General features: G+C 73.0%; 20 protein-coding genes. 9 read left to right on the top strand and 11 right to left on the bottom strand.

Annotation, left to right across the window (positions count from 1 at the left end; translation table 11 throughout):
- The first annotated feature begins 57 nt into the window (after positions 1–57).
- Entirely contained in the window at positions 58–1,068 is a 1,011-nt protein-coding gene (gene speB / locus QBL21_RS28315) for an agmatinase (protein ID WP_407565069.1), read from the top strand.
- Positions 1,069–1,090: 22 nt separating this feature from the next.
- Here the strand turns inward: speB and QBL21_RS28310 are convergent, their stop codons facing one another.
- Both QBL21_RS28310 and QBL21_RS28305 read right to left on the bottom strand, forming a co-directional pair.
- The gene (locus QBL21_RS28310) at positions 1,091–1,993 is read right to left on the bottom strand and encodes a helix-turn-helix domain-containing protein (RefSeq protein WP_407565068.1); all 903 of its coding nucleotides are present in this window, start codon (positions 1,991–1,993) and stop codon (positions 1,091–1,093) included.
- Positions 1,994–2,076: 83 nt separating this feature from the next.
- Positions 2,077–2,337 (bottom strand): DUF397 domain-containing protein, encoded by a 261-nt coding sequence (locus QBL21_RS28305; RefSeq protein ID WP_407565067.1) that lies wholly within the window; start codon positions 2,335–2,337, stop codon positions 2,077–2,079.
- A gap of 174 nt (positions 2,338–2,511) precedes the next feature.
- On the opposite strand from QBL21_RS28305, the gene QBL21_RS28300 reads away from it, so the two are divergent.
- The 3 genes from QBL21_RS28300 to QBL21_RS28290 all read left to right on the top strand — a co-directional run bounded on the left by QBL21_RS28300 (position 2,512) and on the right by QBL21_RS28290 (position 8,716).
- The gene (locus QBL21_RS28300) at positions 2,512–3,036 is read left to right on the top strand and encodes an ATP-binding protein (protein ID WP_407565066.1); all 525 of its coding nucleotides are present in this window, start codon (positions 2,512–2,514) and stop codon (positions 3,034–3,036) included.
- A gap of 250 nt (positions 3,037–3,286) precedes the next feature.
- A complete protein-coding gene (locus QBL21_RS28295; RefSeq protein ID WP_407566590.1) occupies positions 3,287–7,090 on the top strand; it encodes an ABC transporter ATP-binding protein in 3,804 nt (1,267 codons plus the stop codon).
- A gap of 207 nt (positions 7,091–7,297) precedes the next feature.
- Positions 7,298–8,716, top strand: coding sequence for a S28 family serine protease (locus QBL21_RS28290; protein WP_407565065.1), 1,419 nt, complete (start codon positions 7,298–7,300; stop codon positions 8,714–8,716).
- A gap of 177 nt (positions 8,717–8,893) precedes the next feature.
- Here the strand turns inward: QBL21_RS28290 and QBL21_RS28285 are convergent, their stop codons facing one another.
- The gene (locus QBL21_RS28285; protein WP_407565064.1) at positions 8,894–9,802 is read right to left on the bottom strand and encodes a LysR family transcriptional regulator; all 909 of its coding nucleotides are present in this window, start codon (positions 9,800–9,802) and stop codon (positions 8,894–8,896) included.
- A gap of 88 nt (positions 9,803–9,890) precedes the next feature.
- Between QBL21_RS28285 and QBL21_RS28280 the strand changes: the two genes are divergently transcribed.
- Positions 9,891–10,838 (top strand): EamA family transporter, encoded by a 948-nt coding sequence (locus QBL21_RS28280; protein WP_407565063.1) that lies wholly within the window; start codon positions 9,891–9,893, stop codon positions 10,836–10,838.
- Here the strand turns inward: QBL21_RS28280 and QBL21_RS28275 are convergent.
- The 7 genes from QBL21_RS28275 to QBL21_RS28245 form a co-directional block, all read right to left on the bottom strand.
- Entirely contained in the window at positions 10,810–11,265 is a 456-nt protein-coding gene (locus QBL21_RS28275) for a carboxymuconolactone decarboxylase family protein (protein WP_407565062.1), read from the bottom strand. The genes QBL21_RS28280 and QBL21_RS28275 overlap by 29 nt on opposite strands.
- Before the next feature lie 34 nt (positions 11,266–11,299).
- Entirely contained in the window at positions 11,300–12,220 is a 921-nt protein-coding gene (locus tag QBL21_RS28270; RefSeq protein ID WP_407565061.1) for a sigma-70 family RNA polymerase sigma factor, read from the bottom strand.
- 115 nt (positions 12,221–12,335) lie between these two features.
- Positions 12,336–13,316 carry a hypothetical protein gene (locus tag QBL21_RS28265; RefSeq protein WP_407565060.1) on the bottom strand — a complete coding sequence of 327 codons (981 nt, stop codon included), beginning with the start codon at positions 13,314–13,316 and terminating at the stop codon, positions 12,336–12,338.
- Positions 13,301–13,933, bottom strand: coding sequence for a hypothetical protein (locus tag QBL21_RS28260; protein ID WP_407565059.1), 633 nt, complete (start codon positions 13,931–13,933; stop codon positions 13,301–13,303). The genes QBL21_RS28265 and QBL21_RS28260 overlap by 16 nt, the downstream gene beginning before the upstream one ends.
- A gap of 250 nt (positions 13,934–14,183) precedes the next feature.
- The gene (locus tag QBL21_RS28255) at positions 14,184–14,981 is read right to left on the bottom strand and encodes a sugar phosphate isomerase/epimerase family protein (protein WP_407565058.1); all 798 of its coding nucleotides are present in this window, start codon (positions 14,979–14,981) and stop codon (positions 14,184–14,186) included.
- 166 nt (positions 14,982–15,147) lie between these two features.
- Positions 15,148–16,068 carry a GNAT family N-acetyltransferase gene (locus QBL21_RS28250; protein WP_407565057.1) on the bottom strand — a complete coding sequence of 307 codons (921 nt, stop codon included), beginning with the start codon at positions 16,066–16,068 and terminating at the stop codon, positions 15,148–15,150.
- Between the two features lie 129 nt (positions 16,069–16,197).
- On the bottom strand, positions 16,198–17,241 hold the full coding sequence (locus tag QBL21_RS28245; protein WP_407565056.1) for a LacI family DNA-binding transcriptional regulator: 1,044 nt from the start codon (positions 17,239–17,241) through the stop codon (positions 16,198–16,200).
- Positions 17,242–17,491: 250 nt separating this feature from the next.
- On the opposite strand from QBL21_RS28245, the gene QBL21_RS28240 reads away from it, so the two are divergent.
- Genes QBL21_RS28240 through QBL21_RS28230 form a run of 3 tightly spaced genes read left to right on the top strand, consistent with a single transcriptional unit; the run spans position 17,492 to position 20,681 of the window.
- Entirely contained in the window at positions 17,492–18,661 is a 1,170-nt protein-coding gene (locus tag QBL21_RS28240; protein WP_407565055.1) for a Gfo/Idh/MocA family protein, read from the top strand.
- Positions 18,658–19,833 carry a dihydrodipicolinate synthase family protein gene (locus QBL21_RS28235; RefSeq protein ID WP_407565054.1) on the top strand — a complete coding sequence of 392 codons (1,176 nt, stop codon included), beginning with the start codon at positions 18,658–18,660 and terminating at the stop codon, positions 19,831–19,833. The genes QBL21_RS28240 and QBL21_RS28235 overlap by 4 nt, the downstream gene beginning before the upstream one ends.
- Positions 19,830–20,681 (top strand): sugar phosphate isomerase/epimerase family protein, encoded by an 852-nt coding sequence (locus QBL21_RS28230; protein WP_407565053.1) that lies wholly within the window; start codon positions 19,830–19,832, stop codon positions 20,679–20,681. The genes QBL21_RS28235 and QBL21_RS28230 overlap by 4 nt, the downstream gene beginning before the upstream one ends.
- Before the next feature lie 80 nt (positions 20,682–20,761).
- Here QBL21_RS28230 and QBL21_RS28225 read toward each other — a convergent pair whose 3' ends face one another.
- Complete coding sequence (locus tag QBL21_RS28225) at positions 20,762–21,355, bottom strand: DUF937 domain-containing protein (protein WP_407565052.1); 594 nt, start codon at positions 21,353–21,355, stop codon at positions 20,762–20,764.
- A 289-nt stretch (positions 21,356–21,644) separates the two neighbouring features.
- Between QBL21_RS28225 and QBL21_RS28220 the strand changes: the two genes are divergently transcribed.
- Positions 21,645–23,861, top strand: a complete 2,217-nt coding sequence (locus QBL21_RS28220; protein WP_407565051.1) for an ATP-dependent RecD-like DNA helicase — start codon at positions 21,645–21,647, stop codon at positions 23,859–23,861.
- Positions 23,862–24,008 lie beyond the last annotated feature (147 nt).

Here is a 24,008-nt window from a genome sequence, read left to right as displayed (position 1 = left end):
GCAGGTGTCCATTCTGTACAGCGGCCTCCGCGCTGCCCTGCGCTTATGGTCGAAGGCATGAGCAGCACCGGCACCCCTCGCGGCCCCGTCGACTCCTCCCGCGTCCCGCGCTACGCGGGCCCGGCGACCTTCGCCCGGCTGCCCCGCCTGGACGAGGTGGGGCGTACGGACGTCGCCGTCGTCGGCGTCCCGTTCGACAGCGGCGTCTCCTACCGTCCGGGCGCCCGCTTCGGTGGCAACGCGATCCGCGAGGCGTCCCGGCTGCTGCGCCCGTACAACCCGGCGCAGGACGCCGCGCCCTTCGCGCTTGCCCAGGTCGCGGACGCGGGCGACATCGCGGTCAACCCCTTCGACATCGGCGAGGCGGTGGCCACCGTCGAGGGCGCCGCCGACGAACTGCTGGCCACCGGCGCCCGGCTGATGACCCTCGGCGGCGACCACACCATCGCGCTGCCGCTGCTCCGCGCGGTCGCCCGCCGGCACGGGCCGGTCGCCCTGCTGCACTTCGACGCGCACCTGGACACCTGGGACACCTACTTCGGCGCCGCGTACACCCACGGCACGCCCTTCCGGCGCGCGGTGGAGGAGGGCGTGGTCGACACCGAGGCGCTCTCGCACGTCGGCATCCGCGGCCCGCTCTACGGGCGCAAGGATCTGGACGACGACGAGAAGATGGGCTTCGGCATCGTCACCTCGGCCGATGTGATGCGCCGCGGCGTGGACGAGGTCACCGACCAACTGCGGCAGCGGATCGGGGACCGGCCGCTGTACGTGTCCGTCGACATCGACGTCCTGGACCCGGCGCACGCCCCGGGCACCGGCACCCCGGAGGCCGGCGGGCTCACCTCGCGCGAGCTGCTGGAGATCCTGCGCGGGCTGGCGGGCTGCCGGCTGGTCTCCGCGGACCTGGTGGAGGTGGCGCCGGCGTACGACCACGCCGAGATGACGTCGGTGGCCGCCTCGCATACGGCGTACGAGCTGACGACGCTGATGTCCCGGCAGATCGCCGACGAGCGGGGCGCGGACCAGCGCACGACGGACCAGGCGCCGCCGCGCCTGATCCTCTGATGCTGTGTGGGCCGGGAGTCCGTCAGAACTCGTCGGCCAGCCGCTCCAGTATCCGCATGCTGCCCGCGTGGGTCTCGGCCGTGGCGCAGAGCCGGTCCATGACCAGCTTGTAGTTCTCCACCTCGTCCGGCTTGTCCAGGTAGAGCGCGCTGGTGAGCTGCTCCAGATAGACGACGTCGGGCAGGTCCGGCTCGGTGAAGCGCATGATGTGTATAGGTCCACCGGCCGCCGCGAGGCCGCCGATGTCGAAGGGCGCGATCTGGATCGTGATGTTCTTCCGCGTGCCCATCTCCAGCAGGTGCCTGACCTGGCCCCGCATCACGTCCGCCCCGCCCAGCGGGCGGCGCAGCGCGGCTTCGTCCACGACGACCCACAGCTTCGGCGCGTCCGGCCGGTCCAGCACCTGCTGGCGGCGCAGCCGCACGTCGACCTTGCGCCGGATCTCCTGCTCGGCAGCGCCGGCGTTGGCCAGCAGCGTGACGGCGCGGGCGTAGTCCGCGGTCTGGAGCAGCCCGGGGACGAACTGGACCTGGTAGTTACGGATCAGGCCCGCGGCCTCTTCGAGGCCGAGCAGCGTCTCGAACCAGCCCGGCAGCACGTCGCCGTACTTCTGCCACCAGCCCGGCGAGCTGGCGCGGCGGGCGAGGGCCAGGAACTCGGAGCGCTCCTGCTCGTCCGTGACGCCGTAGAGGGAGAGGAGGTCGGAGACGTCGCGCTCCTTGTACCCCACCCGTCCCAGCTCAAGGCGGCTGATTTTGGCGTGCGAGGCCCGGATCGCATCACCGGCTGCCTCACGGGAGACGCCGGCCGCCTCCCGGAGCCGACGCAGGTGTGTGCCCAGCAGGATGCGAAGAACCGTGGGCCCTCCATGCTGCTGAGAGAGTGCCCTGCGTACCGATGAAGTCTGCTCCGGTGACGCTGACATCTGGCCTGCCCCTGTCCCGCGGTGTGTGAATTGACCGCTCAGTCTCTCACCGTGAAGGCTTCGGTGTACAGCTACTACGGAGTTCAACCAGGGTCTCTCGGCGCTCCGTTGACGATCAGATCGTCGAACTGGCCGTCCTTCGCGCCGAGCAGGAAGGCGGTGATCTCCGCCTGTGTGTAGATGAGGGCAGGTCCGCCCGGATCGCGTGAGTTGCGCATGGCGATGTCCCCTCCGGGGAGCCCGGCGACCTCCACGCACTCGCCGTTCGGATTGCTGAATCGGCTCTTTCGCCAGGTGATTCCGGCCAGTTGATCCGCCGGTACACCGTTCATGACCTGCTGCATCCTGTCTCCTTCTGTGACCGCGACACCAATGTACGTGCACCTGTTCTTGCGAATGAAATTGCATCCGTACTTGCAGCGGCAAGTGCACATCGATCACTATGGCATCGCAACCTGTTTCATCAACGTGCACGTGAGACTGGGGAGTTGGAGATGACCGCACCGGCTGAAGGGTGGGTGACTGCCTCCGAGTTCGCAGCGTGCACGCTCGAAGACGACCCCCGGTCCATATCCATCGCCCGCAACGTCGCCCGGGCGACGCTCCGCGGGTGGCTGCTGGAGGACCTCGTCGACGACGTCGCCGCCGTCGCCTCGGAGCTGGTGGCCAACGCGCTGCGGCACGGTCTCTGCGAACCGTCCTGGAGCCAGGCCCCCCACCCCGTAGTCCTCAGTCTGCTGCGCCGCGGCTCGGAGGTCGTCTGCGCGGTCTTCGACCCCGGGACCGGCGTCCCGCGGGTCTGCGTCGCCGACCCCCTCGCGGAGTCCGGCCGCGGCATGCAGATCGTGGAGTGTCTCAGCGACAGTTGGGGCTGGAGCGAGCCGGGCCCCTACGGCAAGGCCGTCTGGGCCCGCTTTTCCGAGGGCGGCAGGCCGGCCGCGCCGGCGGAGGAACACGGCGTCGAACAGCCCCTCACCCGGTTACTGGTACTCGTCGAGGTGCTCACCGGCAGCAGCCCGCCCCAGTTGCAGGCGGTGGCCTGACCTGCGCCGGGGCGCCCGCGCCCGGCCGCGCGCAACATTCCGTACGCACCCGAGAAACAAATCCCGGCGCCCGTAGGTTGTCGATCCTGGACCAGGACGATCGACACTGAGGCGGAGGCGGCCGGTGGCGGAACCATCGGGGAAGATCCCTGCGGCGCGGACCCCATCGGACGAGACCCCAGCGGAGCAGACGGACGGGACCCCGGCACAGGCGCCCCCGCGGAGCGGATCCGACGGCTGGGCGCGGCGGCTGGTCCGCCACTGTCTGCGCTATCGCCGCAACGTCCTGCTCTCGCTCGGCGCCTCCCTCGCCGGGATGGGCATCATGGCCCTCGTTCCGCTCATCCCCAAGCTGATCATCGACGACGTGATCGTCTCCGGCGACCGCCCGCTCGCACCCCTGGCCGTCCTCATGGTCGTCGCCGCCCTCGCCGTCTACGGCCTCACCTATGTCCGGCGCTACTACGGCGGCCGGCTCGCCCTCGACGTGCAGCACGACCTGCGCACCGAGATGTACGACGCGATCGTCCGGCTCGACGGCCGCCGCCAGGACGAGCTGTCCACCGGCCAGGTCGTCGGCCGCGGCACCACCGACCTCCAGCTCGTCCAGGGCCTGCTCTTCATGATCCCGATGATGATCGGCAACGTGCTGCTCTTCGCGGTCTCCCTGGTCGTCATGGTCGTGCTCTCCCCGACGCTCACCCTCGTCGCCCTCGGCGTCGCCCCCGCTCTGTGGTGGATCGCCAACCGCAGCCGCACCCGCCTGTTCCCCGCCACCTGGTACGCCCAGCAGCAGGCCGGCACCGTCGCCTCCGTCGTGGACGGCGCCGTCGGCGGCGTCCGCGTGGTCAAGGGCTTCGGCCAGGAGCGGCAGGAGACCGGCAAGCTCCGCGCCATCAGCCGCAAGCTCTACGCGGCCCGGCTGCGCACCGTCCGCATGAACGCCCGCTACACCCCCGCCCTCCAGGCCGTGCCCTCTCTCGGCCAGGTCGGCATGCTCGCGCTCGGCGGCTGGATGGCCACCCGCGGGGAGATCACCCTCGGCACCTTCGTCGCCTTCTCCACCTATCTCGCCCAGCTCGTCGGCCCGGTCCGGATGCTCGCGATGATGCTCACCGTCGGCCAGCAGGCCCGCGCGGGCGTGGAGCGGGTCTACGAGCTGATCGACACCGAGCCGGAGCTGTCCGACCGGCCCGGCGCACACGAACTGCCGGCCGACGCCTCCGCCGACGTCGAGTTCGACGACGTGACCTTCGGCTACGACCCCGGCCACCCGGTCCTCGACCGGCTGTCGCTGCGCGTCGAGCCCGGCGAGACGATGGCGGTCGTCGGCGCCTCCGGCAGCGGCAAGTCGACGCTGTCGATGCTGATCCCCCGCTACTACGACGTCGCGCCGGACGGCGGCGCCGTCCGCATCGGCGGCCACGACGTCCGCGACCTGACGCTGCCCTCCCTGCGCGCGGCCATCGGGCTCGTCCCCGAGAACAGCTTCCTGTTCTCCGAGTCCATCCGGGACAACATCGCCTACGGCAAGCCCGACGCGACCGACGCGGAGATCCGCACCGCCGCCCGCGCCGCACAGGCCGACGGCTTCATCACCGCCCTGGGCAACGGCGCCGGTCCCGACGGTGACGGCGACGGTGAAGGGGACGGGGGCGGGGACGGCGGCACGGACGCCGGCCTCCCGGAGGGCTACGACACCGTCGTCGGCGAGCAGGGCATGACCCTCTCCGGCGGCCAGCGCCAGCGCATCGCACTGGCCCGCGCGATCCTCACCGACCCCCGGCTGCTGCTCCTGGACGACGCCACCTCCGCGGTCGACGCCCGCGTCGAGCACGAGATCCACGAGGCGCTGAAGAGCGTCATGGCCGGCCGCACCACCCTGCTCATCGCCCACCGGCAGTCCACCCTGGCGCTCGCCGACCGCATCGCCGTCCTCGACGGCGGCCGGCTGGTCGACGTCGGCACCCACGAGGAACTCCAGGCCCGCTGCTCCCTGTACCGCCGGCTGCTGACGGACCCGGACGAGCTGGCGGACCGCGAGCGCGACCCCGCCGGCCAGGTCGCCGCCGACACCCACGCCAGCGTCGACGGGATCACCCCCGGCCTGTGGGTGCGCAAGGAGACCGGGGAGGAGAGCGCCGCCGCCGGCGGCAACTCCACGGCCTCGGCCGGCGACCCCTCCGGCTTCGCCGGCATGCTCGCCGGCTCGCCCGGCAGCCCCGAACTGCTCGCCAAGGTCGCCGCCCTGCCGCCCGCCACCGACGCCCCCGAGGTCGACGAGGACCACGCCGAGGCGCCGGAGAAGTCCTACGGGCTGCGCCGCCTGCTGCGCGGCTTCGGCGCACCGCTGGCCGTCGCCCTGCTCTTCGTCGCCGGCGACGCGATCGCCGGGCTGCTGCTGCCCGTCCTCATCCGGCACGGCATCGACAACGGCGTCCAGCAGCTCTCCCTCGGCGCCGTGTGGACCGCGGCGGGCCTCGCGCTGGCCGTGGTGCTCGGGCAGTGGGCCGCCCAGGTCGGCGCCACCCGGCTCACCGGCCGCACCGGCGAGCGCGTGCTCTACGCCCTGCGCGTCAAGATCTTCGCCCAGCTCCAGCGGCTCGGCCTCGACTACTACGAGCGCCATCTGACCGGGAAGATCATGACCCGGATGACCACGGACGTGGACGCCCTGTCCACGTTCCTCCAGACCGGCCTGGTCACCGCCGTCGTCTCGCTGCTCACCTTCTTCGGCATCCTGGTCGCGCTGCTGGTCATCGACCTCCAGCTCGCCCTGATCGTCTTCGCCACGCTGCCGCCGCTGATCGTCGGCACGTTCTTCTTCCGCCGGCAGAGCGTCAAGGCGTACGAGCTGGCGCGCGAGCGCGTCAGCGTCGTCAACGGCGACCTCCAGGAGTCGGTCGCCGGGCTGCGCATCGTGCAGGCGTTCCGGCGCGAGGACGGCGGCGCCGCACGGTTCGCCGAGCGCAGCGACGGTTACCGCACGGCCCGGGTCCGGGGCCAGTGGCTCATCTCGGTCTACTTCCCGTTCGTCCAGCTCCTCGCCTCCTTCGCCACCGTCGGCGTGCTGGCGGTCGGCTCTGACCGGGTGGCCGCGGGCACCCTGTCCGCCGGGGCGCTCGTGGCGTACCTGCTGTACATCGATCTGTTCTTCGCCCCCGTGCAGCAGCTCTCCCAGGTCTTCGACGGCTACCAGCAGGCGGCCGTCGCGCTCGGCCGCATCCAGGAACTCCTGCACGAGAAGCCCTCCACGCCGCCGCCCGCGCAGCCGCGGCCGGTCGGGAAGCTGAGCGGCGAGATCGCCTTCCACGACGTGCACTTCGCGTACGACGGGCAGGCGAAGGGCGCCGCCGAGGCGGCGCTGAGCGGGCTGGACCTCACGATCCCGGCGGGCCAGACCGTCGCGTTCGTCGGCGAGACCGGCGCCGGGAAGTCGACGCTGGTCAAGCTCGCCGCCCGGTTCTACGACCCGACCCGCGGCGCCGTCCGAGTCGACGGCACCGACCTGCGCGAACTCGACCTCACCGGCTACCGCCACCGCCTCGGCGTCGTCCCCCAGGAGTCGTACCTCTTCTCCGGCACCGTGCGCGACGCCATCGCCTACGGCCGCCCCGACGCCTCCGACGCCCGGGTCGAGGCCGCCGCGCGCGCCGTCGGCGCCCACGACATGATCGCCTCGCTGTCCGGCGGCTACCTCCACGACGTCGCCGAGCGCGGCCGCAACCTCTCCGCGGGCCAGCGCCAGCTCATCGCCCTGGCCCGCGCCGAGCTCGTGGACCCCGACATCCTGCTCCTGGACGAGGCCACCGCGGCGCTCGACCTCGCCACCGAGGCCGCGGTCAACAGCGCCACCGACCGCCTCGCGGGCCGCCGCACGACCCTGGTCGTCGCCCACCGCCTGACGACGGCAGCCCGCGCCGACCGCATCGTGGTCCTCGACCACGGCCGGGTCGCCGAGGACGGCACCCACGAGGAGCTGCTCGCCCGCGGCGGCCGGTACGCGGAACTGTGGCGGACCTACGCGGGCTCGGTGGAACCCGCGGCGGCATAGCCGGAGCAGCAGTCGACGAAATCCCCCCGGGCGGTTCTGCGTCATCGCTCGGCCCTGCCTTCCCAGCCCCCAGATGTCCATTCCGCTACTCAGAGTAATCGAGGCAGTGCAATCCGTGGAAGTTATCCACAGGTGGGCTCGGCGTTCTTCTCCGGCGTGGCCAACGCGGCTAGGTTCCGAGGGTCATTGTGAACCCGGGGAGGGAAGATGCGCAGGACGCTCGGATGGCTGCTGAGTCTGGCCGTGCTCACCGGCACGGCAGGGCTGGGCAGTTCACCGGTCGGCGCCGCTACCGCGGACGAGGCCGACATCAAGGACCGGCTCCTCTCGGTCAAGGGCATGAGCCTGATCGAGGAGAAGCCCGTCGACGGCTACCGCTACTTCGTCTTGAACTACACGCAGCCCGTCGACCACCGGAAGCCGCACGGCCGGACCTTCCAGCAGCGGATCACCGTGCTGCACAAGGACACCGACCGGCCCACGGTCTTCTCCACCGGCGGCTACAACGTCTCCACCACGCCGTCGCGCAGCGAGCCCACGCAGATCGTGGACGGCAACCAGGTCTCCATGGAGTACCGGTTCTTCACCCCGTCCCGGCCCGACCCCGCGGACTGGAAGAAGCTCGACATCTGGCAGGCCGCCAGCGACCAGCACCGCATCTTCGGGGCGCTCAACGACATCTACGACGAGAACTGGCTGGCCACCGGCGGCAGCAAGGGCGGGATGACCGCCACGTACTACGAGCGCTTCTACCCCCGTGACATGGACGGCGTCGTCGCCTACGTCGCGCCGAACGACGTGGTGAACAAGGAGGACGCGGCCTACGACCGGTTCTTCGAGCGGGTCGGGACGAAGGAGTGCCGGGACGCGCTCGAAGCCGTGCAGCGCGAGGCGCTGGTGCGGCGGGACGCGCTGTCGGAGAAGTACGCGGCCTGGGCCGCGGACACGGGCGCGACATTCACCACGGTGGGCAGCCTGGACAAGGCGTTCGAGGCGACGGTCCTCGACCTCGTGTGGGGCTTCTGGCAGTACAGCTCCGCCGCCGACTGCGCCGACGTGCCGGACGCCGCCACCGTCTCCGACCAGGGGCTGTACGACTACGTCGACGCCATCGCCGGCTGGTCCTTCTACACCGACCAGGGGCTCGCGCCGTACACGCCGTACTACTACCAGGCGGGCACCGAGCTGGGCGCGCCCACCATCCGCCTGCCGCACCTGAAGGACCTGAGCCGCTACGGCTACCAGCCGCCGCGGAACTTCGTGCCGCGCGACATCGACATGCGCTTCAAGCCGTGGGTGATGAACGACGTCGACAAGTGGGTGCGCAAGAACGCCCACCGGATGCTCTACGTCTACGGCGAGAACGACCCGTGGGGCGCCGAGCCGTTCCGCCTCGGTAAGGGCGCGCGCGACTCGTACGTCTACACCGCGCCCGGTGCGAACCACGGCGCACGGGTCAGCCAGCTCCCGGAGGCCGAGCGCGCCCGTGCCACCGAGCGGATCCTCGACTGGGCCGGTGTCGAGGCCGAGGCCCGCACCACGAAGGCGAGGCCGCTGGCGGCGTACGACAGCGGGCTGGACAAGGTGACGAAGAAGGAGCTGCGGGAGCAGTCGCTCCGGCCGTGAGCCGGCGCCGCTGAGCAGGCCGGGCCCGCGGGTGCCACCCCGCCCGCGGGCCCGGCCGTACGACGCGGGGGGGGCATGGGGCGTACAAGACGAGCCACGCGGCTCGTGCCGGACGTGTCACGTGGGGCCCACGGGACGGGTCGTGCCGGCCCTACGGGACGGATCCCGGCCGCGCCCTCAGCCGCCGACCCGTTCCTTCCACTCCCGCTGGAGCAGCCGCACCGCCTCCCGGATCGCCGGCCGGCGCGCGGCGCCCGTACGCCACAGCGCGTACACCCGCCGCACGGGCACCGGCTCCAGCGGCACCGCGACCGCCCCCTCCGGCAGCGGCCCGCGGCCCAGCCGCGGCACCAGCGCGATGCCCAGGCCGGCCGCGACCAGGGCGAGCTGCGAGGCGTACTCGGCGACCTGGTAGGCGAGATCCGGCTCGTGGCCGGAGGTGCGCAGGGTGCGTACGAGCCAGTCGTGGCACGTCGAGCCCGGCGGCTGGCAGATCCACCGCTCGCCCACGAGATCCGCGCGGGTCAGTGCGGTGCGCCGGGCGAAGGGGTGGCCGGCCGGGACGCAGATGTCGCACAGGTCGTCGCCGATGGGCGCCAGCTCCATCCCCTCGGGCGTGGGCAGCGGGGCGGTGTCCCAGTCGTGGGCGACGGCGAGGTCGGCCACGCCGCGGGTGACCAGGCCGGGGGAGAGGTGCGGGTCGGCCTCCAGCATGCGGGTGTCGAGCGCGGGGTGCTCGGCGGCGAGCGCGGCCAGCGCCGCGGGCAGCAGCCCGCGGGCGGCGGTCGCGAAGCAGGCCACCGTCAGCCGGCCCATGGGCCGGCCGCGGCGCTCCTCCAGCGTGGTCTCCGCCTCCTCGACCAGGGAGAGCAACTGCTCTGCCGTGGTGACGAGGTGCTGGGCCGCGTCGGTGAGCGTCACCCCGCGCCCGCGGCGCTCCAGCAGCGGCGTCCGGGTCTCGCGCTCCAGCTTGGCGATCTGCTGGGAGACGGCGGACGGGGTGTAGCCGAGGGCCGCCGCGGCGGAGCCGACGGAGCCGTGGACGGCGACGGCGTGCAGGGCACGGAGCCGGGACAGATCGAGCATGGCCACTCCCAGGATTCAGCGTTCCTACATCCAATCATGAAGTAATACGTGCTGGTGCTTCACGGTTGCCGGGGCCGATCCTGGGTGCATGCGCCCGCTGCACACCGCACTCGCCGTCCTCGTCGCCTTCCTGTGGGGCCTGAACTTCGTCGTGATCGACGTGGGTCTCGACCACTTCCCGCCGCTGCTCTTCACCGCACTGCGCTTCCTGGTGGCGGCGCTGCCCGCGGTCTTCTTCGTCGGCCGGCCGCAGGTGGCGTTCAAGTGGATCCTGGGGGTCGGGCTCGCGCTGGGCGTGGCGAAGTTCGGGCTGCTGTTCATCGGCATGGAGCAGGGGATGCCGCCGGGGCTGTCGTCCCTGGTGCTCCAGATCCAGGCGGTCTTCACCGCCTGCATCGCGGCGGTGGTGCTGGGGGAGCGGCCGGGGCGGGTGAGACTCGCGGGCATGGGGGTGGCGCTGTGCGGGGTCGCGCTCGCCGCCGTGGACGAAGGGGCTTCGGGGCCGCTGGGGGCGTTCGCGATCGTGCTCGCCGCGGCCTTCAGTTGGGGCATCGCGAACGTCGTCATGCGCAAGGCCGCGCCGCCGGACGGGCTGCGCTTCATGGTGTGGGTCTCCTGCGTGCCCGTGCTGCCGCTGCTCGCGCTGTCGCTGGTGTTCGAGGGCCCCGAGCGGGACTGGGCGGCGCTGCGCTCGCTGGACTGGGCGGGCGTCGGCTCGGTCGTCTTCATCGCGTGGGTCGCCACGATCTTCGGCTTCGGCGCGTGGGGCTATCTGCTGCGTACGTACGACGCCTCGACGGTGGCCCCGTTCTCGCTGCTGGTGCCGGTCGCCGGGATGTCGTCGGCGGCGGTGTTCCTGGGCGAGGGGATCACCGGGCTGCGCTGGATGGCGGCGCTGCTGCTGGTCGGCGGCGTGGCCGTGACCTCGCTGGGCGGCGGGCGGCGCCGGCGGCGGGACGGGGGCGGCCCCGCCCGCCGGTCCGACCCCCGCCCGCCGCGGGACGACGTCAGGCCGGCGCGTATGCCGGCCGGTTGATCAGCGCGACGCTCATCCAGAAGCCGGCCGAGGCGAGCACCAGCATCAGGGTGGCCCTCGCCTTGTCGTCGTAGTGCTCCGCGACCTCGGCGTACAGGGCGTCCGGCACCCGTACGCCGCCGCGGGCGTCGGGGCGGAAAACGGCGTCGGTCAGCGCCAGCGCGGCCTGCTCGGCGGCGGTGAAGCACGGCGCGTCACGCCAGGTCGCCACGGAGGCGATCCTCTCCTCGCTCTCACCTGCCCCGCGCAGGTCGGCCGTGTGCCGCAGCACCTGGTACGTGCTGCCGACGAGCTGGCCGGCGCGCAGGTAGACCAGGCTGGTGGTGGCCGGCGGCACCGAGCCGTTGCCGATGGCCCTGACCATCGTGCCGGCCAGCTCCTGGATCTCGGGCAGGTACGTGTGGGCGTCGGGGATCCGTGCGGTCACGGTGTCCTCCTCGATGTTCGGGAAAGCTGTCGCCCTATGAGCCCTCGCGCGGCGGCGATGTGACAGGCGGCGCGGAGATTCCGGCGGCGGCGGCGAACCGGCGGACCCGTTCCGGGTCGCGGATCCCGTGGATGGCGGCGATCCGATCGCCCGCGACGGTGAACACCAGCACGGCGAACGGCCGGTCGTCGATGGTGACCAGCGCGCCGACCGTGTCGTCGACGAGCACAGGATGCAGCCGGCCGCCGTGCGGGCCGCGGGCCTGCCCGGCCACGGCCGCCGCGCCGCGGACGACGACGGGCTGCTCGCCTTCCCTCAGGTCCGAGGTCAGGACGACGTCGGGGTCGAGGATGTGGACGAGGGCGTCGAAGTCGCCGGCCCGGGATGCCGCGAAGAAGGCGTCGACCACCTTCCGCTGCCGCGCCAGGTCCGGGCCGGGCGCCGGCACTCCGGTGCCGTTCGGCCCGGTGCCGCCGGTGCCGTTCACCCGTCGCCGTGCCCGGCTGGCCAGTTGCCGCGTGGCGGCGGGCGTACGGCCGAGGATGCCGGCGATCTCGTCGAAGGGCAGCTCGAACATGTCGTGCAGCACGAACGCCAGCCGCTCGGCCGGGCCGAGCCGGTCGAGCACCACGAGCAGCGCCAGCCCCACCGAGTCGGCCAGCAGCGCTTCCTGCTCGGGGTCGGGAGCGCCGCGCGGCGGCACGGCCGGCTCGGCGGTCCGCGGCTCCTCCCGCCGCCGGGAGCGCAGCGCGTGCAGGCACTCCCTGGCCACGACGGTGGTCAGCCAGCCGCCGAGGTTGTCGATTCCGTCCGCGCCGGACCGCCAGAGCCGCAGCCAGGCGTCCTGAACGGCGTCATCGGCCTCGGCCCGCGACCCCAGCATCCGGTAGGCCACGGCATGCAACCGGGGCCGGTGCTGCTCGAACCGCTCGGCCAGCCACTCGGTCTCCTCCATCGCTCACGTCATCCTCTCGTCCGGGCTCGGAGACATGAGCCCGCCGGGGCGCCGGATGTGACACGAGCGCCGCGCCGCGGCACCGGGCGACGCCGCCCGGTGCCTGCGGAACGGGTCAGCGCACCACCGTCTGGATCTCCCTGACGGTCACCGGGATCTCCGTGGTCGACTGCCCGTCGGGGAAGTCCTCGTGCACGGGCGTGCCGTCCGGGCCGCCGCTGGGGTTCCAGTTGACGTTCCAGGTGAGCGAGGCTTCCAGCTCGTACGTGCCGTCGCCCGAGGACTTGCGGTACGTGATGTTGCAGCCGGCATCCTCGGTGTCCACGGCGAAGCCGCCGCCCCTGCGGACGAGGTCGTACACACAGACGTCCGGGTCCGCGTACTCCGTGCCGGCCTCCAGCCTCAGCCGCTGCGGGGTGGCGACGGTGGTGGCGGAGATCCGGTCCATGCCCGGCGGGTCGATGTACGCGGTGACCCAGACGCGCTGCAACTCGGCCGGGTCGAGCACGGCGTGCGTCTCCAGGTTCACGACCTGGCGGTCGGGGTTGGGCTTCAGGTCCACCGGCGGCGCGGGCAGCTCGGTCTTGTTGTACGCGAGCGCGGCCAGGGTCTCCGGGTCGATCACGTCGGTGTTCGGCTCCGCGGGCTCGTCGGGGCCGACGAACATGAAGGACTTCGTCGCCGGGCACGCCTCGGCCGTCACGCCGTCGTCCTGGTAGACGAGCTGCCACCACAGCCCCTTCTTGTCCTTGCGGAGGTCGAAGGTGCTGTCGTCGGTGACGAGTTCGGAGATGGCCGCGGTGGCGTTGTGCTCGGCGTTGAAGTTCTCGTGGACGTAGTCGTCCATCTGGTCCGGCGTGTAGCGCGGCTCGTACCAGCACACCGGCGGTGACCAGCTCCCGCCGATCGGCGTCATGGGCGAGGTCTCGCCGGAGCCCGGGCTGCTGGCGTTGTACAGCACCCGGGAGCCGATCGTGTCGGAGTCGCCCTGGCCCGTCCCGTCGCCCGCCGTCGCCGGGACCGTCGCCGCGAGGACCAGGGCCGCGCCGGCCAGGGACACCGCTGCCGTTCGCCGTGTGCTCAGGAGGTTCCGCACTGCGCTGCTCCCTGTTCGTCGGACTCGTGGACCATCTGCCAGATGCCGTCCGCCGTCTTGCGCATGGTCGAGACGTGCCGGATGAAGTCGTCGGGGCTCGGCTCGGTCTTCAGCACCTTGCCGGAGTCGGCGATCTTCGCGTACGAGTTCGTCTGGTCCTCGCAGTACTCGACGGAGGCCACGTCGCCCTTCCGCGAGGTGACCTCGCGGTCGTAGTAACGCACGGTGCCGGACACGGTCCTGCCGTCCGCGACGAACTCGTCGATGCCCGCGCGCCAGCCCGCGAGGGCGTCGCCGGCGAGGTAGCGCTCCAGGACGTCCAGGCGCGGGTCCTGCTTCGCGTAGCCGAGGCGGATCGACTGCACGGCGTAGCCGTGGTCGCGCAGGACCGCGTCCTCGGTGGCGTCGCCGGCCGGTCCGTTCTCCACCTCGACCGTGACGTCCTCGGGGTAGTCGAACTCCGGTGCGTCGGCGTCGCTGTCCGCGGCCTTGGAGGGCGGGGCGGAGGAGGCGTCCCCGGACTCCTCGGTCGAGTCCTTCGCGCCGGTGATCCGGTCCGGGCCGTCGTCGGACGACCCGCACGACGTCAGCAGCGTGACCGCCATGGCCAGTGCCACAGCACTCGCCGGTGCGCAGAGCTTCATGACGGATCGAGCCCCCGTTCCCCGTGTGCAACTGCAAGTCGCGCCTCAGCGTAGGCAAGAGCGTAAGGATTAGGCCAGTCGGCCCCTTGGTTTCACAACCGATCTGTGACACAAGGCGGCCGGCGCCGCGGCCCCGAGGACCGCGCCGAGGTGCGGAGTTGTGCGGTCGCGCATCGTCGCGGGCGTCCGGGCGTGCCGGTCGTCCGCCGGGGGCGCCGCGGGTTCAGGCCACGTCGGCCAGCAGCCGCAGCAGATGCTCGCGTCCCCCGGCCAGCAGCGGCGCCAGCTCCCGGGCCTCGGGGAACCAGCGCTTCTCGTACTCCCAGCACAGCCAGCCGTCCCAGCCCGCCTCGGTCAGCACCGCCAGGCACTCCGCCAGCGGCACCGTCCCCTCGCCCAGCGCCAGCGGTGCCAGCTCGTCGCGCGACGCCGCGTCCTTGACCTGCACATAGCCGAGGTACGGGGAGAGCGCCGCGAACGACTCCTGCGGCTCCTCACCCCCGAGCCAGGTGAGCATCACGTCCCACAGCGCGCCGGTGCTCTTGTGCCCGACGCGGTCCAGGATGCGGGCGACGTCCGCGCCGGTGCGGTGCGAGTCGTGCGTCTCCAGCAGCACACGCACGCCGAGGTCCGCGGCGTACGGGGCCACGGCGGCGAGCCGCCGGACGGCGGTGGGGTCCGCCTCGACGGCCGGCTGTTCACCGCCGTGCGGGAAGACCCGGACGTGGTCGGCGCCCAAGTCCCGGGCGAGCGCCAGCAGCTCGCGCATCTCGGTGACCACCGGCGCGTCGTCCCCGGCCGCGGCGACGCCCGCGTAGCTCGCCAGCGTCAGGATCTCCACCCCGGCCGCGGCGAACTCCTCGACCACATCGGCCCGCTCCTCGATCCCGAGCCCGGTGTGCACAGGCTCCTCGGGGTGGCACCGCAGCTCCACGCCCTGGTAGCCGCCGTCACGGGCGAGCCGGGCCACCTCGGCGACCGGGAGCTGGGGCAGGCCGAGAGTGGAGAAGGCGAGTCGCATGCCGTGAGTCGATCAGACCCCACCGGCCCTGGCAACCCCGCGGGCGGCCACCCGAAGCACCCGTTCGCACCCCGCCCGCGCCCCGCGCGCACGCCGAGCCCCGCGCGCCCGCACCCGGCCTCCGCGCGCCCCCGCCCCCGGGCGTTCGGCCGCCCGGCGGAAGCCGTCAGAGCGTCAGCCGCCAGTCCTGGCCCACCAGATCCGCGCCGTAGCTGTGGTGCGGCTTCTCCGCTATCAGCTCGAACCCGGCCCGCTCGTAGACCCGGCGGGCGGACTCCAGCACCGAGTTCGTCCACAGCACCAGCTCCCGGTATCCCGCCTCCCGGGCGAAGCGGACGCACTCGTCGACCAGCCGTGCGCCCAGCCGGTGCCCCCGCACCTCCGGGTCGACCAGCAGCAGCCGCAGCCGCGCCGTGTCCGGGGCCTCGTCCCGTACGCACATGACCGTGCCGACCGGCCGGCCGCCGAGGTCCGCTATCCACGTGCGCTCGCACGCCGGGTCGCGATGCGCGGCGTGGTCCGCGACGATCCGGGCCACCAGCGCCTCGAAGTCCCCGTTCCACCCGTACTCCTGCGCGTACAGCTCGCCGTGGCGCTTGACGATCCAGCCCAGCTCGCCCGGCCCCGGCTCGCGCAGCTCGGCCTCCACGACCGGGCTCGGCACGACCGACTCCGCCAGCAGCTCCCGCACCGTGCTCATCGCGGCGGCCAGCCGGGCCCGCCGGGCCGGCGGCACCTGCGCCAGCAATGTCCCCACCTGCTCCCGCGAGCGCTCCTCCAGCAGATCGGCCGCCTCCCGCCCGCGCGCGGTCAGCGCCACCCGCTGCCGCCGCGCGTCGGCCGCCGACGGCCCGCGCGTGATCAGGCCGTCCTTCTCGAACTTGCCGAGCAGCCTGCTCAGATACCCCGCGTCCAGCGTGAGCGTCCCGCGCAGGTCCGCGGCGTCGGACTGCCGGGCGCGGCTCAGCTCGTACAGGACGCGGGCCTCGGTGAGCGTGTACGGCGTGTGGAGCCGGCGGCTGTAGTCGAGGGCGCCGATCAGATTCGTGTAGAAGCGGTTGAACGAGCGGATGTCCTCGATGGTCACGGAACCCCACCTCCTGGCGCGCGAATTTCCTTTGACTGAGTCAAAGATACCCGCATGCGCCGACCGCGTGCAGAGTTATCCACAGGTCGTGCGGTCCGGTCGGATAATCGCCCCGGCTCCCGGCCGCCGCTACGCCCGCGGCGCCGCCGTCGACGCCCGGGCCACCAGCTCCGCCGGCACCATGTCGCGCCCGCCCGCCGGCGACTCCTCCCGCCCCAGCGCCAGCCGCGCCGCCCGCGCCGCCGCCTCCTGGAGCGGCAGCCGCACCGTCGTCAGCGCCGGCGTCGCGTCGGCGCTGAACGGCAGGTCGTCGAAGCCCGCCACGGACACGTCGCCCGGGATGTCGAGCCCCTTCTCGCGCAGCGCCGCGCAGATGCCCAGCGCCACCGCGTCGTTGGAGCCGACGACCGCGGTCAGGCCCGGCTCGCGGTCGAGCAGTTCGAGCGCGCCGTCGTAGCCGGACTGCCGGGTGTACGGGCCGTGCACCGTGAGCCGGCCGAGTTCGCCGGCGTCGCCGCCGAGGCCGTGGGCGGCGAGCGCGGCGCGGTGGCCTTCGAGCCGGTGCCGGGTGGTGGTGCGGTCGGCGGGGCCGGCGACGTAGCCGATGCGGCGGTGGCCGAGGGAGACGAGGTGCTCGGTGAGCCGCCGCCCGCCCTCGCGGTTGCCGAACTCGACGGCGAACGCGGAGCCCTCGGGCGCGGCGCTCGCCGGCCGGCCGAGGAGGACGACCCGGGTGCCGTTGGCCGCGAGCCGGCCCACCTTCGCCGCGCTGGCCGCGGCGTACTCGGGCGTCTCGACGGCGCTGCCGGTGATCACGACGGCGGCGGCGCGCTGGCGGAGCAGGAGCGTGAGGTAGGTCAGCTCCCGCTCCGGGGAGCCGCCGGTGTTGCAGACGACGGCCAGCTTCTCGCTGCCCAGCTCGGACTGCACCGCGCTGGCCATGATGCCGAAGAAGGGGTCGGCGACGTCGTTGACCAGGACGCCGACGAGGTCGGAGGTGGCGGCGGCGAGCGCGCTGGCGGGGCCGTTGATGACGTAGTCCAGCTCGTCCACCGCGGCGAGCACGCGGGTGCGGGTGGCCTCGGCGACCGGGTAGTTGCCGCTGAGTACCCGGGAGACGGTCGCGGCGGAGACGCGGGCGCGTGCCGCGACGTCCGCGAGGGTGACTGCCATCGCTCTGCCTCCCGTGGGATACGACATCCCGGCCCGGTGGCCGGGATCCCCCGGGGCCCGCGCGGGGCCCCGCCCGGCGCCTGTCGCCGGTCCGATCTGTGAGCGGAAGTCTTGCACGTCGCGCCGCCCGCGTCGCGAGAGGTGGCAGGAGTGTGCACGCCTTTGTCCTTACCCGGTCGGGCTCTTGCGCGGCAGGCCGGGCGGGGATAGCTTTCTCCCGGGGCAGAAAGCGCTTACTACAGGAGACCAGATGCCACGTAGGACGCTGCGTATCGCCATGAACGGCGTCACCGGGCGGATGGGGTACCGACAGCACCTCGTCCGTACGATTCTTGCCATTCGCGAGGAGGGCGGGCTGGATCTCGGCGGCGGCGACGTGCTGTGGCCCGAGCCGGTTCTGGTGGGGCGCAGGGAGCACGCGCTTGAGGAGATCGCCCGCCGGCACGACCTGCCCGAGTACACCACCGACCTCGACGCCGTGCTCGCGGACGACTCCGTGGAGCTGTACTTCGACGCCCAGGTCACCTCCGCCCGCGAGGAAGCGGTGAAGAAGGCCGTCGCGGCCGGCAAGCACATCTACGTGGAGAAGCCGACCGCCACGTCCGCGTCCGCCGCCCTCGAACTCGCCCGGATGGCGCAGGGCGCGGGCATCAAGCACGGCGTGGTGCAGGACAAGCTTTTTCTGCCGGGCCTGCTGAAACTCAAGCGCCTCATCGACGGCGGATTCTTCGGCCGCATCCTGTCGGTCCGCGGCGAGTTCGGCTACTGGGTCTTCGAGGGCGACTGGCAGGCCGCCCAGCGGCCCTCCTGGAACTACCGCGCGCAGGACGGCGGCGGGATGGTGCTGGACATGTTCCCGCACTGGGAGTACATCCTGCACGAGCTGTTCGGCCGGGTACGCAGCGTGCAGGCGCACGTCACCACCCATGTGCCCCGCCGCTGGGACGAGCACGGCGAGGAGTACGAGGCGACCGCCGACGACGCGGCGTACGGCATCTTCGAACTGGCCGCGCCCGGCGGCCCCGTCGTGGCCCAGATCAACTCCTCCTGGACGGTCCGCGTCCACCGCGACGAGCTGGTCGAGTTCCAGGTCGACGGCACCGACGGCTCCGCCGTCGCGGGCCTGCGCGGCTGCCGCGTGCAGCACCGCGCGGCGACGCCGAAGCCGGTGTGGAACCCCGACCTGCCGGTCTCCGAGACCTTCCGCGACCAGTGGCAGGAGGTGCCCGACAACGCCGGCCCGGCCGGGTTCCCCAACGGCTTCCGCGCCCAGTGGGAGCTGTTCCTGCGGCACCTGGTGCTCGACGAGCCGTACCACTGGGACCTGCTCGCCGGCGCGCGCGGGGTGCAGCTCGCGGAGCTGGGCCTCAAGGCCGCCGCGGAGGGGCGGCGCGTCGAGGTGCCGGAGCTGGCCCGATGACGACGATCCGGCTGCCCAGGCCGGGGGGCGGGCTGGAGGCGTACGAACCGCGCGCCGAGCCCGCCCCGGCGCTCACCGCCGGCGGTCCGCGCCCCTCCTGCCGCACGGTCTTCGCCGCCGCGCACGTCGTCGCCGACCCGTACGCCGACGCCTCCCCCGGCGACCCGGACAGCCCCGCCGCGGTCGACTGGGACGCCACCCTCGCCTACCGGCGCCATCTGTGGTCCCACGGTCTCGCCGTCGCGGAGGCCATGGACACCGCGCAGCGCGGCATGGGCCTGGACTGGCCCCGCGCCGCCGAGCTGATCCGCCGCTCCGCCGCCGAGGCCAAGGCCCACGGCGGCCGGGTCGCCTGCGGCGCGGGCACCGACCAGCTCGCCGTCCAGGACGCCACCGTCGCCGACGTGCGGGCCGCCTACGAGGAGCAGTTGGCCCTCGTCGAGGACGCGGGCGCGCAGGCGGTGCTCATGGCCTCGCGCGCGCTGGCGGCGTGCGCCCGCGGGCCCGAGGACTATGTGGAGACGTACGGCGCGCTGCTGCGCCAGGCGCGCGAGCCGGTGATCCTGCACTGGCTTGGCGACATGTTCGACCCGGCGCTCGCCGGCTACTGGGGCAGCGCGGATCTCAACACTGCCACCGACACCTTTCTCGACGTCATCGCCCAGCACCCGGACAAGGTCGACGGCGTCAAGGTCTCCCTCCTCGACGCCTCCCGCGAGGTCGGTCTGCGCCGCCGGCTGCCCCGCGGGGTGCGCTGCTACACGGGCGACGACTTCCACTACCCCGAGCTGATCGAGGGGGACGAGCACGGCTTCAGCCACGCACTCCTCGGTGTCTTCGACCCGCTCGCCCCGCTGGCCGCCGAGGCCGTACGGACCCTCGACACCGGCGACGCGGCCGGCTTCCGCAAGGTCCTGGACCCGACCGTGCCGCTGGCCCGCCACCTCTTCCAGCCCCCGACGCGCTTCTACAAGACGGGCGTCGTGTTCCTGGCCTGGCTCGGCGGCCACCAGAGCCACTTCACGATGGTCGGCGGGCAGCAGTCGGCCCGCTCCCTGCCCCACCTCGCGCGCGCGTACGAACTGGCCGACGCGCTCGGCCTGTTCCCCGACCCGCAGCTCGCGGCGCGGCGCATGACCTCCTTCCTCGCCGTCCACGGAGTCGCCCTGTGAGCACCGGACAGCCGGCCGGCGGGCCGGCCCGCCTCAGCCTCAACCAGGAGACCATCAGACAGTGGTCGCTCCCCGAACTCGCGAACGGCAGCGCCGCGGCCGGGCTGCGCGGGGTGGGGCTGTGGCGCGCGCCCGTCCAGGAGTTCGGGGTGGACGCCGCCGCCAAGCTTTTCCGCGACGCCGGCCTGACGGTGACGAGCCTGTGCCGCGGCGGCTTCTTCACCGCCGACGACCCGGGCGAGCGCGCCGCCGCCCTCGACGACAACCGCCGCGCCATCGACGAGGCGGCCACGCTGGGCACGGACACCCTCGTGCTCGTCTCCGGCGGCCTGCCGGCCGGCAGCCGCGATCTGCACGGCGCGCGGGAGCGCATCGCGGACGCGCTGGGCGCCCTCGCGCCGTACGCGGCGGAGCGCGCCGTGCGGCTGGCGATCGAGCCGCTGCACCCGATGTTCGCCGCCGACCGGTGCGTGGTCTCCACCCTGGCCCAGTCGCTGGACCTGGCCGAACGCTTCCCGGCGGACCGGGTGGCGGTGGTGGTGGACACGTACCACCTGTGGTGGGACGACACCGTCGCGGCGCAGATCACGCGCGCGGGGGAGTCCGGCCGGATCGCGGCCTTCCAATTGGCCGACTGGGTGACGCCGCTGCCGGAGGGAGTGCTGCTGGGGCGGGGGCAACTGGGCGAGGGGAGCGTCGACCTGCGCTGGTTCCGGGAGCGGGTGGACGAGGCGGGCTACACGGGCTTCGTCGAGGTGGAGATCTTCAACCCGGCGCTGTGGGCGCGCGACGGCGCGGAGGTGCTGGCGGAGATCGTCGAACGGTACGAGCGGCTGGTCGCGCACTGAGCGGCGGGCCGGCGTGACGTAGGCCCCGGGCCGGCGGGTCCGGGGCGTTCGTCGCCCGCGGGCCGAACCCGGCCGTGCCGTCAGGCGCGGTGGCGCCCGCCGCCGTACGACTGCCCGCCGCCGAACAGCCGCGCGAGCGCGCCGAGAGCCCCGCCCGGCTTGCGGGTCGCCCGCTGCTCCTCCGTGAGCATCTCCGACAGCCCGTCCGCCCGGATCTCGCGGTTCTGGGCGGCCCGGGAGACGGCGTGCATCGCGACGGGCGTGAGGATCTTCAGCGCCCGGGACACCTGCGCCATCGGGATGCCCGTGCGCTGCGAGACCGCGCGGGCCACGGGCATGCTCGTCCTGCCGACGATCGTCGCCAGCATCCCGCCGCCGAGCGCGCTCCCGGCGAACGGCACCGCGCCGACGAGGGCCGAGCCCTTCGCCGGGCGTGCGGCCACGCCGGCGCCCGCGGGCGCGGCCCCCTGCGCCTCGTCGAGCGCCTGCTCGACCTCGTGCGCCCCGTGGGGGGTGGCGGCCTCTTCGGCGAGCGAGCCGGTGAGTGCGGCGACCGTCTCGCCGACGACGCGCTTCGCGCCCCGGCTTCCGGTGCCCAGTTCATCGGCAACCTGGTGCAACTGCCCCGGACCGAGGTCGTCCAGGACAGCCTTGTGTATCGGTTTGTCCTTCATGCCGGAAACGTTACGACCGATCACCGGTGTCGGCACGTCGGATCACAGATCGATAAAGTGCCGAAGCCGTGCAACCCTTCGCCGTCGATCGGGGTCGTATAGGGCATCAGGCTTCCCGGGGGGAGTACCAGGGGGGTGGGGGAGCCTAGGGGAGGGGGACGCGAGGGCCCGGCCCGCAAGGGCCGGGCCCCTCGCTGCGCCCGCCGCGCGCGAAGCGCGGTTGTCCACAACCGCCGAGTAGTCCACAGGCCGGCCCGCGATGTCGGGGCCCGGCGATAACGTCGTTCCCATGACGCAACTGGCGGTGGTGGAGGGAGTCCTCGAACGGATCACGTACGCCAACGAGGACAACGGGTACACGGTCGCCCGCGTCGACACCGGCCGCGGCGCCGGTGATCTGCTCACGGTCGTCGGCGCCCTGCTCGGCGCCCAGCCGGGCGAGTCGCTGCGCATGGAGGGCCGCTGGGGCTCCCACGCGCAGTACGGCAAGCAGTTCACCGTGGAGAACTACACGACGGTCCTCCCCGCCACCGTCCAGGGCATCCGCCGCTATCTCGGCTCCGGGCTGATCAAGGGCATCGGGCCGCGCATCGCCGAGCGGATCGTCGACCACTTCGGCGTCGGCACGCTCGACGTCATCGAGCAGGAGCCCGCCCGGCTCATCGAGGTCCCCGGCCTCGGCCCCAAGCGGACCAAGCTGATCGGCGCCGCCTGGGAGGAGCAGAAGGCCATCAAGGAGGTCATGCTCTTCCTCCAGGGCGTCGGCGTCTCCACCTCCATCGCCGTGCGGATCTACAAGTCGTACGGGGACGCCTCCATCTCCGTGGTGAAGAACCAGCCCTACCGGCTGGCCGCCGACGTCTGGGGCATCGGCTTCCTCACCGCCGACCGCATCGCCCGCTCCGTCGGCATCCCGCACGACAGCCCCGAGCGGGTCAAGGCCGGGCTCCAGTACGCGCTGTCGCAGTCCTCCGACCAGGGCAACTGCTTCCTGCCCGAGCAGCAGCTCATCACCGAGGCGGTCAAGCTGCTCCAGGTCGACACGGGGCTGGTCATCGAGTGCCTGGACGAGCTGGTGAAGGAGGAGGGCGTCGTCCGGGAGACGGTGCCCGGGCCCGCCGGGGAGGAGGACGTGCAGGGCATCTACCTCGTGCCGTTCCACCGCGCGGAGGTCTCCCTGGCCGCCCAGTTGCTGCGCCTGCTGCGCACCGAGCGGGACCGGATGCCCGCCTTCCGGGACGTCGACTGGGACCGGGCGCTGACCTGGGTCGGCGGCCGTACGGGCGCCGAGCTGGCACCCGAGCAGCAGCAGGCCGTCCGGCTGGCCCTGACGGAGAAGGTCGCCGTGCTCACCGGGGGCCCGGGCTGCGGCAAGTCCTTCACCGTCCGCTCCGTGGTGGAGCTCGCGCGGGCCAAGCGGGCGAAGGTGGTGATGGCCGCGCCCACCGGCCGCGCGGCCAAGCGGCTGGCGGAGCTGACCGGCGCCGAGGCGTCCACGGTCCACCGGCTGCTGGAGCTGAAGCCGGGCGGCGACGCCGCGTACGACCGGGACCGGCCGCTCGACGCCGACCTGGTCGTCGTCGACGAAGCCTCCATGCTCGACCTGCTGCTGGCGAACAAGCTGGCCAAGGCCGTGCCGCCGGGGGCGCACCTGCTGCTCGTCGGCGACGTCGACCAACTGCCGTCCGTCGGCGCCGGGGAGGTGCTGCGGGACCTGCTGGCCGACGGCGGCCCGGTGCCCGCGGTCCGGCTGACCCGGATCTTCCGCCAGGCCCGGCAGTCCGGCGTGGTCACGAACGCGCACCGCATCAACTCCGGGGTCCAGCCCCTGACCCAGGGCCTCCCGGACTTCTTCCTCTTCGCCGAGGACGACACCGAGGCCGCCGGCCGGCTCACGGTGGACGTGGCGGCCCGCCGCGTCCCGGCGAAGTTCGGCCTCGACCCGCGCCGCGACGTGCAGGTTCTCGCCCCCATGCACCGCGGCCCCGCCGGCGCCGGCGCGCTCAACGGGCTGCTCCAGGAGGCCGTCACCCCCGGCCGCCCGGGGCTCGCCGAGAAGCGCTTCGGCGGCCGTACGTTCCGCGTCGGCGACAAGGTCACGCAGATACGGAACAACTACGAGAAGGGCCGCAACGGCGTCTTCAACGGCACCGTCGGCGTCGTCACCGCCCTGGACGCCGTCGAGCAGCGGCTGACGGTGCTCACGGACGAGGACGAGGAGGTGCCGTACGACTTCGACGAGCTGGACGAGCTGGCGCACGCGTACGCCGTCACCATCCACCGGTCTCAGGGCAGCGAGTACCCGGCGGTGGTGATCCCGGTCACCACCGGCGCGTGGATGATGCTCCAGCGGAACCTGCTGTACACGGCCGTCACCCGGGCGAAGAAGCTGGTGGTGCTGGTGGGCTCCCGCAAGGCTCTGGGGCAGGCGGTGCGCACCGTTTCCGCGGGCCGGCGCTTCACGGCTCTGGATCATCGGCTGCGTGGGCGAGTGGGTCTCCCCTAACGCGCTCCGAGAGGGCACGATGGTCGGTGAGTGGCACGCAGTGCCGTATGTTGATCCGGCAGCCGACCCCGAGTGCACGTAACAGCTCCGCATGGGGGAAGCTGGAGGGTAGTCAGGGCACCTCAAGCACACCTCAAAGAAGAGGCA

This window comes from Streptomyces sp. 184 (assembly GCF_045781775.1).
Classification (GTDB): Bacteria; Actinomycetota; Actinomycetes; order Streptomycetales; family Streptomycetaceae; genus Streptomyces.
This window is presented reverse-complemented; position numbering and strand designations above follow the sequence as displayed.

Coding starts and splice junctions, on each gene's coding strand:
- QBL21_RS28310 (WP_407565068.1), bottom strand. CDS start 1,993: ATGTCAGCGTCACCGGAGCAGACTTCATCGGTACGCAGGGCACTCTCT.
- QBL21_RS28220 (WP_407565051.1), top strand. CDS start 21,645: ATGACGCAACTGGCGGTGGTGGAGGGAGTCCTCGAACGGATCACGTAC.
- QBL21_RS28235 (WP_407565054.1), top strand. CDS start 18,658: ATGACGACGATCCGGCTGCCCAGGCCGGGGGGCGGGCTGGAGGCGTAC.
- QBL21_RS28255 (WP_407565058.1), bottom strand. CDS start 14,981: ATGCGACTCGCCTTCTCCACTCTCGGCCTGCCCCAGCTCCCGGTCGCC.
- QBL21_RS28290 (WP_407565065.1), top strand. CDS start 7,298: ATGCGCAGGACGCTCGGATGGCTGCTGAGTCTGGCCGTGCTCACCGGC.
- QBL21_RS28270 (WP_407565061.1), bottom strand. CDS start 12,220: ATGGAGGAGACCGAGTGGCTGGCCGAGCGGTTCGAGCAGCACCGGCCC.
- QBL21_RS28285 (WP_407565064.1), bottom strand. CDS start 9,802: ATGCTCGATCTGTCCCGGCTCCGTGCCCTGCACGCCGTCGCCGTCCAC.
- speB (WP_407565069.1), top strand. CDS start 58: ATGAGCAGCACCGGCACCCCTCGCGGCCCCGTCGACTCCTCCCGCGTC.
- QBL21_RS28305 (WP_407565067.1), bottom strand. CDS start 2,337: ATGCAGCAGGTCATGAACGGTGTACCGGCGGATCAACTGGCCGGAATC.
- QBL21_RS28245 (WP_407565056.1), bottom strand. CDS start 17,241: ATGGCAGTCACCCTCGCGGACGTCGCGGCACGCGCCCGCGTCTCCGCC.
- QBL21_RS28240 (WP_407565055.1), top strand. CDS start 17,492: ATGCCACGTAGGACGCTGCGTATCGCCATGAACGGCGTCACCGGGCGG.
- QBL21_RS28225 (WP_407565052.1), bottom strand. CDS start 21,355: ATGAAGGACAAACCGATACACAAGGCTGTCCTGGACGACCTCGGTCCG.
- QBL21_RS28280 (WP_407565063.1), top strand. CDS start 9,891: ATGCGCCCGCTGCACACCGCACTCGCCGTCCTCGTCGCCTTCCTGTGG.